Genomic DNA, 6399 nt, shown 5'->3' with positions numbered 1-6399 from the left:
GATATCGCTCGCTGTCGCGCCCGGGGCTCACGCGGTCGTGCTGATGGATCAGGCCGGATGGCACACCACCGGCAAGCTTGAGATCCCCGGCAACATCAGCATAATCGCGCTGCCCGCCAAGTGCCCCGAGCTCAACCCGGTCGAGAACATATGGCAGTTCATGCGCGACAACTGGCTATCGAACAGGGTCTTCAAGTCCTACGACAACATCGTCGACCACTGCTGCGAGGCCTGGAACAAGCTCATCGACCAGCCTTGGCGCATCATGACCATCGGCCGCCGCAACTGGGCACATGGGTCATGATCTATACAGGTTGGTATAAGCCCGACCTCGGATCAAGTCCGGGGTGACGCGGTGAGTGGGGGCAGTGTCGCGCCCCCTCAGACGTTGAACTTGAACAACAGCACGTCCCCGTCCTGCACCACGTATTCCTTGCCTTCCTGCCGCAGCTTGCCGGCTTCCTTCGCGCCCGCTTCGCCGCCCAGTGCGATGTAATCATCATAGGCGATGGTTTCGGCGCGGATGAAGCCGCGTTCGAAATCGGTGTGGATTTCGCCTGCTGCCTGCGGGGCTTTGGCGCCATCGGGGAAGGTCCATGCCCGCGATTCCTTGGGGCCGGCGGTGAAGAAGGTTTTCAGGCCCAAGAGCTTGTATCCGGCGCGGATCACACGGGCCAGACCGCTTTCGGTGAGGCCCAAGGCTTCGAGGAATTCGCCCCGGTCTTCCATCGGCATCGCCACCAGTTCAGCTTCGATCGCGGCGGAGACGACCACCGCCTCGGCGCCCTCGGCAGCGGCTTTTTCAAACACCTTGGCAGATAGGGCGTTGCCGCTTGCGGCCTCTTCCTCCGCGACATTGCAGACGTAAAGCACCGGCTTGGCGGTGAGCAATTGGGCCTGTTTGAACAGCCGTTCTTCCTCCTCATCGCCCGGCACGGTCAGGCGTGCAGGCTTGCCTTCGCGCAGCAATTTGAGCGCCTGGCCCAGCACGCTGGCCATCGCCTTGGCCTCCTTGTCGCCGGTCGCCCCGCGCTTCGCAGCGGCAGGCACGCGCTTTTCGAGGCTTTCAAGATCGGACAGCATCAATTCTGTCTCGACCACTTCGGCGTCGGCGATGGGATCGACCTTGTTGGCGACGTGCTGGATATCGTCATCTTCAAAGCAGCGCAGCACGTGGACCACGGCATCAACCTCGCGGATATTGCCGAGGAACTGGTTGCCAAGGCCCTCGCCCTTGCTCGCGCCCTTCACGAGGCCGGCGATATCGACAAAGCCAAGCTGGGTTTCGATCACCTTGGCGCTTTTCGCGATGGCGGCGATTTTTTGCAGGCGTTCATCCGGCACCGCGACCTGGCCGACGTTCGGCTCGATCGTGCAGAACGGATAATTCGCCGCCTGCGCCGCCTGCGTCTCGGTGAGCGCATTGAACAGAGTGGACTTGCCCACGTTGGGCAGGCCGACGATCCCGCAACGGAAACCCATGATGATTATCTCTTGGCTAACTGGAAAGCGCTGGCCCTTAGCGGGCGGGCCGGGCGCTGGCTAGAGCCTCACCGTCCGTGCACCCCGCGGATCAGCGGGCCGTAGGGTGAATTGCCGAGCCACGCGGTCTGCACCTGTGCCGTTACCTCGTTGATCGGGACCTGCGGCTTGTTGCCCGCAGCCACGGGCAGGCGCAGCGGGCGGGTGCCGGGGGGCTGGGCGATCAGACCGCCAATGGCGCGCGCTACATCCGCCGGATCGGCGCTGCGGCCAGAGCCGTCCTCCATCCCCATACGAGCCACCTGTTGCGGATAGCCTTCGGTATGCACCGCCTCGGCCCGGTCCTTCAGCTCGCCCGAATAGGCATTGCGGTTGACCCACACCTTGGTGGGATAACCGCCCGGTTCGATGATGCTGACATCGATTTTATGCGGCACCAGTTCATAGGCCAGCTGCTCGCTCATCGCCTCCAACGCAAATTTGGTGGCCGAATAATGCCCTGAATAGGGCACGATCACACGCCCAAGCTGGCTGGAAATCTGGATGATCTGCCCGGCGCCCTTGGCCCGCATCCCCGGCAGCACCGCGCGGGCCATGCGGTGGGGGCCAAAGACATTGGTTTCAAAGATCAACCGGGTGGCTTCCATATCCTGCACTTCGACCGGTGAAGTGATGCCGATGCCAGCATTGTTGACCAACACATCAATCGGTCCGCCATTGATCTGTTCGGCCTCGGCCACCCCGGCAGCAATCTGATCGTCTGCAGTAACGTCGATGGCGATGACATGCAGATCAAGGCTTTCCGCGACGGCGAGGGCGCGCAATTCGTCCGCCTCGGGACGGGGCAGGTTGCGCATGGTGGCAAATACCCGCGCACCTTGTCGTGCCAGCAACTCTGCTGTCAGCCGCCCGAAGCCTGAAGAACAGCCAGTAATCAGCACGCTCTTGCCCGCAAAGTTGAGGTCGGACGTATAGACCGGCTCAGCCGCGGATGTCCGGGCGGCAGTGAGCAGCGAGGCGGTGGCGGCGGCTCCGGCTCCGGCGAGGAGCGTGCGGCGGTCGAGGTTCATGCGGTGATTGTCCTTGGCTGGATGCTGTCAGCCAAGCCTATTGGCTTTGCGCCATTCTGCAAGGGCGCGGGGGCTGGAAAGCCGCACTACCTTGTCGGCCCACGGCGCGATGGCCCTTTCGGTGCGGACGCGCGGGCCGGTGTTCCAGTTCATCACGTACCAGAAAAAGCCGAGGTCAAAGCGTTCCGGGCACCCTTCGGGCATGTCAGGGCGTGGTTGACCGCGATGGCGCGCAATCCGGCGGATCAACCGCCACAGGCACAGGCGGATCGGGAAATCGAGATAGATCACAATATCCGCCCGTTCGAGGCGCGGTGCCAGCGTGCTGCCGTAATTGCCCTCGATCAGCCATTGATCCTGCGCCACCGCATCAGCAAGGCGCGCGCGGAGTTCGGCCTTCTCTGTTTCTACCCATCCCGCCTGCCAGCCCAGCTGGTCCATGTGAACCAGCGGCAGGCCCATCCGCGGCGCGAGTTCACGGGCGAGGGTGCTTTTGCCCGAACCGCAAGGGCCGATGATGATGACGCGCTTCATTGCCCCGCCGCCGCCCGTTGAGGCCTCAGCGCATCGCGCCGTTTGCGCTTGAGATAGGCAGCAAGGTCAGTCGCGCCCTTTTCCATCAGCGAGGGGATCCCATAGCCCGCAAACCACAGATTGCTCCAGTGGCGGCGCGGATAGCGTGAGCCGTCGACCATGACGTGAACGTGATAGCCAGGCGCGCGATTATTGTGGCTTTTTTCGGTCCGCGTGATTTCTTGCCAGGCAAGGTCATGGGTCCAGAAATTGCCGACCATCCGCAGGCCGCGAGCGTCAATTTCGAGCCGGAAGGTGAAGAGGTTATTGAGCAGGAATACCACGACGAACAGCATGAATACCGCGCCAGCGATCAGGAATAGCCCCTTCCACCAGCCGCCAGCTTCGCCAAACAGCCCGATGCCCGCCGAACCGAACACCACACCAAGGGTGGCGACAATCGGCAGGCAGAACAACACCACCAAATGCCCCCACCATCGCTGCCGGATGATGATCGGCCCCGCAGGCATGGTCAGTCCATACGGATCGGCAGCAGCCGGGAATCGCAAATCGCAGCAGTTCGATGGGCGGTGATGCGCTGGCTTTCGGGGTCGCTGGCGAAGGCGAGAAACGCCGCCTTGCTCGCCTGTCGCACCAGCAGGACGTGATCCCATGTCTCGTCTTGCGGGCCGATCAGGAAGTGGCCGCTTGTCCCCGAAAATAGCACCTCGCCGCCGCTTGCTTCAAGCAGCGGACGCATTTCGCGCATGTAACGGGCATAGGCATCACGCCCGGTCGTGCCGCCAACCGGCTCGAGATCTGGAGCGTGTGAGTAATCGGCTCGCTTGCTGAACCGAAGCAGGTTGAGCATGATCACCGGCCCTTCGTCTGGCGACCCGAAAAAGGCCGCACCCTGCTCTGGGCTTACCTCAAGAAATGCGAGATCTGTGGTCATGGGTTCATATCCTGCATCCTTAGCGCCACGTCATTCATGAAGCGCACGTCATCACCCTTGGCGAGCCATTCGGCCTCTGCGCCAATCGCACCGAGCATGGCCGCGAGATCATCTTCCTCGGCCTTGGCATAGTTGCCAAGCACATGGGCGGTGACGCGGTCCTTGTGCCCCGGATGGCCGATACCGAGCCGAATGCGGCGAAAGTCCGGGCCCATATGCTGATCGATGGATCGCAGGCCATTATGCCCGGCATGGCCGCCGCCCTGCTTCACCTTGACCTTGAAAGGGGCCAGATCAAGCTCGTCATGGAACACCGTCAGCGCGTCCGTGCCCAGCTTGTAGAACCGCAGCGCCTCACCCACGGCGCGGCCGCTTTCGTTCATGAAGGTAGCGGGCTTCAGCAGCAGCACTTTCTGCGTGCCGATCCGCCCTTCGCGGACCCAGCCCTGGAACTTCTTCTGTTCCGGGCCAAAGCCATGCATTTCGGCGATGACGTCCACGGCCATGAAGCCGACATTGTGCCGGTGGAGCGCATAGCGCGGTCCGGGATTTCCAAGGCCGACCCAGATCTGCATAAGCGCGCCCCTAGCGGTGTTGCAGGCCAAACGAAAGACGCCGGACTTCCCCTGAGAAGCCCGGCGTCCGGATTGCAAGCATCAATGCGGGAAAATCAGTCTTCCTCGCTCGCAGCCTCTTCGGTCGCTTCGGAGGCCGCTGCGCCTTCGCTCTTCTTGAGCGCGGAGGGAGCAACCAGCGTGGCGATGGTGAAATCACGATCGGTAATCGCGCTTTCCACACCCCTGGGCAGGGTCACTTCGCTGATGTGGATCGCATCGCCCACATCCTTGCCGGTGACATCGATTTCGATCTCGCTCGGGATGCTGTCATTCGGGCAGATCAGGTCAAGCTCGTGACGCACGATGTTGAGCACGCCGCCCTTCTTCAGGCCGGACGAGGCAGCTTCGTTGATGAACACCACCGGCACCTGCACTTCGACCTTGGAATCGCCCGTCAGGCGCAGGAAATCGGCATGGGTCGGACGGTCGGTAACCGGATGAAACGCCACGTCCTTGGGCAGGGTGCGGATGGTCTTGCCGCCGATCGTGATGTTGACAATCGAGTTCATGAAGTGACCGGTCATCAATTGCTTGATGAGTTCCTTCTGCTCGACGTGGATCATCGTGGGTTCTTCCTTGCCGCCGTAAATCACGGCGGGAGTCCGACCATCGCGGCGAAGTGCTCGGGAGGCTCCCTTGCCAGCCCGTTCGCGCGCTTCGGCCGGCAGAGTAAGAGCTTCGCTCATGGCTGTGCCTTTCGAATGCGTGTTGAAATCAGTCCATCCGGCGCGCCGCCTCCAGGGATGACCAGAGCGCCGAAGCGCGGGCTCTTAGAGACAGACGTGCGGTTTGGCAATGGCCTTGCCGGACAGCCGCCAGCCGTCAACGCAGGCGGGTGACGCGGTAACCGCGGGCCTCCAGCATGGCGACAAGGCCATCCGGGCCGACAAGATGGGCCGTGCCGACCGCCACCAGCGGACGCCGGGGCTGGTCAAGCAGCGCGGCGATCCGTTCGTCCCAGCGGCGGTTGCGGGCCGCCAGCAGCGTCTCGCGCAGGTCGGCGTCGGCCATGATGCCGGTGCGGGTGGCGTCAATCAGAGCCGCCTCGTCCCCGGCCAGCCACGCGCGGCGCAATGCGGCCCGGTCACGGTCCGCTGCGCTGGTTTCGGCCAGCACGGCGGCCACCAGATTGCGCTGCTGGATTTCAGGCAGGCGGTCAAAAATGCCAAGCTGCCGGCGTGTGCCTTCGAGCTCGATCACCCTGTCGCGGGGAAAGGCGCGGATCAATGCGCGATCAACACCATGTTCGGGATCACCCTCGGCATCGATCTGCGCCAGCATCAGCGCCGCGGCCCAGGTTTCGGTGGAGCCGAATTTGCCGGGGGCCATGTCGCCGCGTGCGAGCAGATCGGCAAGCGCCGGGCGCAGGTCGGGCGGCAAACGGTTGGCAAGCGGGGGAAGGCCGGGCGTGGTTGCAAGCTCGGCAAAGGTGGCGGCCATGGCCTTGCGATCATCGAGCGCGGCAATCTCGACCACCAGCAGATCGGCCATGTCGGTGACCCGCGTGATTTGCGGGGTCTGCCAGTCGGTGCCGGGGGGAAGGGCGTGGATGGTGCCGAGCATCCAGCCCTCCACCGCGCCATCGGCGCTAGCGATTTCATACAGCAGCGGTCTTGGCGGGGGGCCAGCCGCCTCCTCGCCGGGAGCTGTGCCGCAACCGGCGAGGGCGAGAGCCAGGGCGAGGGCCAGTAAGGCGGGCAGGACCGCCGCGAAAGCGGTTCGTGCTGCCTTCCCGATCCGGCCCTCCACAAATGCGATCATT

Annotated in this window: 9 protein-coding genes; 1 reads left to right on the top strand and 8 read right to left on the bottom strand. The window is 63.4% G+C overall.

What is annotated here, in order from left to right; translation table 11 throughout:
- The coding region (locus BUA05_RS05785; protein ID WP_178139147.1) for a transposase at positions 1-304 on the top strand (304 nt) is incomplete at its 5' end.
- Positions 305-381: 77 nt separating this feature from the next.
- On the opposite strand, the gene ychF is transcribed toward BUA05_RS05785, so the two are convergent.
- The 8 genes from ychF to BUA05_RS05745 all read right to left on the bottom strand — a co-directional run bounded on the left by ychF (position 382) and on the right by BUA05_RS05745 (position 6398).
- Entirely contained in the window at positions 382-1482 is a 1101-nt protein-coding gene (ychF, locus tag BUA05_RS05780) for a redox-regulated ATPase YchF (protein WP_072673704.1), read from the bottom strand.
- A gap of 68 nt (positions 1483-1550) precedes the next feature.
- On the bottom strand, positions 1551-2552 hold the full coding sequence (locus BUA05_RS05775; RefSeq protein ID WP_072673703.1) for an SDR family oxidoreductase: 1002 nt from the start codon (positions 2550-2552) through the stop codon (positions 1551-1553).
- Between the two features lie 27 nt (positions 2553-2579).
- A complete protein-coding gene (locus tag BUA05_RS05770) occupies positions 2580-3086 on the bottom strand; it encodes an AAA family ATPase (RefSeq protein WP_072673702.1) in 507 nt (168 codons plus the stop codon).
- Positions 3083-3595 (bottom strand): hypothetical protein, encoded by a 513-nt coding sequence (locus tag BUA05_RS05765; RefSeq protein ID WP_072673701.1) that lies wholly within the window; start codon positions 3593-3595, stop codon positions 3083-3085. Before BUA05_RS05765 ends, BUA05_RS05770 begins: the two co-directional genes overlap by 4 nt.
- 2 nt (positions 3596-3597) lie before the next feature.
- Positions 3598-4020 carry a DUF1330 domain-containing protein gene (locus BUA05_RS05760; RefSeq protein WP_072673700.1) on the bottom strand — a complete coding sequence of 141 codons (423 nt, stop codon included), beginning with the start codon at positions 4018-4020 and terminating at the stop codon, positions 3598-3600.
- The gene (gene pth / locus BUA05_RS05755; RefSeq protein ID WP_072673699.1) at positions 4017-4595 is read right to left on the bottom strand and encodes an aminoacyl-tRNA hydrolase; all 579 of its coding nucleotides are present in this window, start codon (positions 4593-4595) and stop codon (positions 4017-4019) included. Before pth ends, BUA05_RS05760 begins: the two co-directional genes overlap by 4 nt.
- A 95-nt stretch (positions 4596-4690) precedes the next feature.
- A complete protein-coding gene (locus BUA05_RS05750) occupies positions 4691-5323 on the bottom strand; it encodes a 50S ribosomal protein L25/general stress protein Ctc (RefSeq protein ID WP_072673698.1) in 633 nt (210 codons plus the stop codon).
- Between the two features lie 136 nt (positions 5324-5459).
- A complete protein-coding gene (locus tag BUA05_RS05745) occupies positions 5460-6398 on the bottom strand; it encodes a TraB/GumN family protein (RefSeq protein WP_084662488.1) in 939 nt (312 codons plus the stop codon).
- Between the last annotated feature and the right edge of the window lies 1 nt (position 6399).

The organism is Erythrobacter sanguineus (assembly GCF_900143235.1).
In the GTDB taxonomy this organism is placed as follows: Bacteria; Pseudomonadota; Alphaproteobacteria; order Sphingomonadales; family Sphingomonadaceae; genus Erythrobacter; species Erythrobacter sanguineus.
This window is presented reverse-complemented; position numbering and strand designations above follow the sequence as displayed.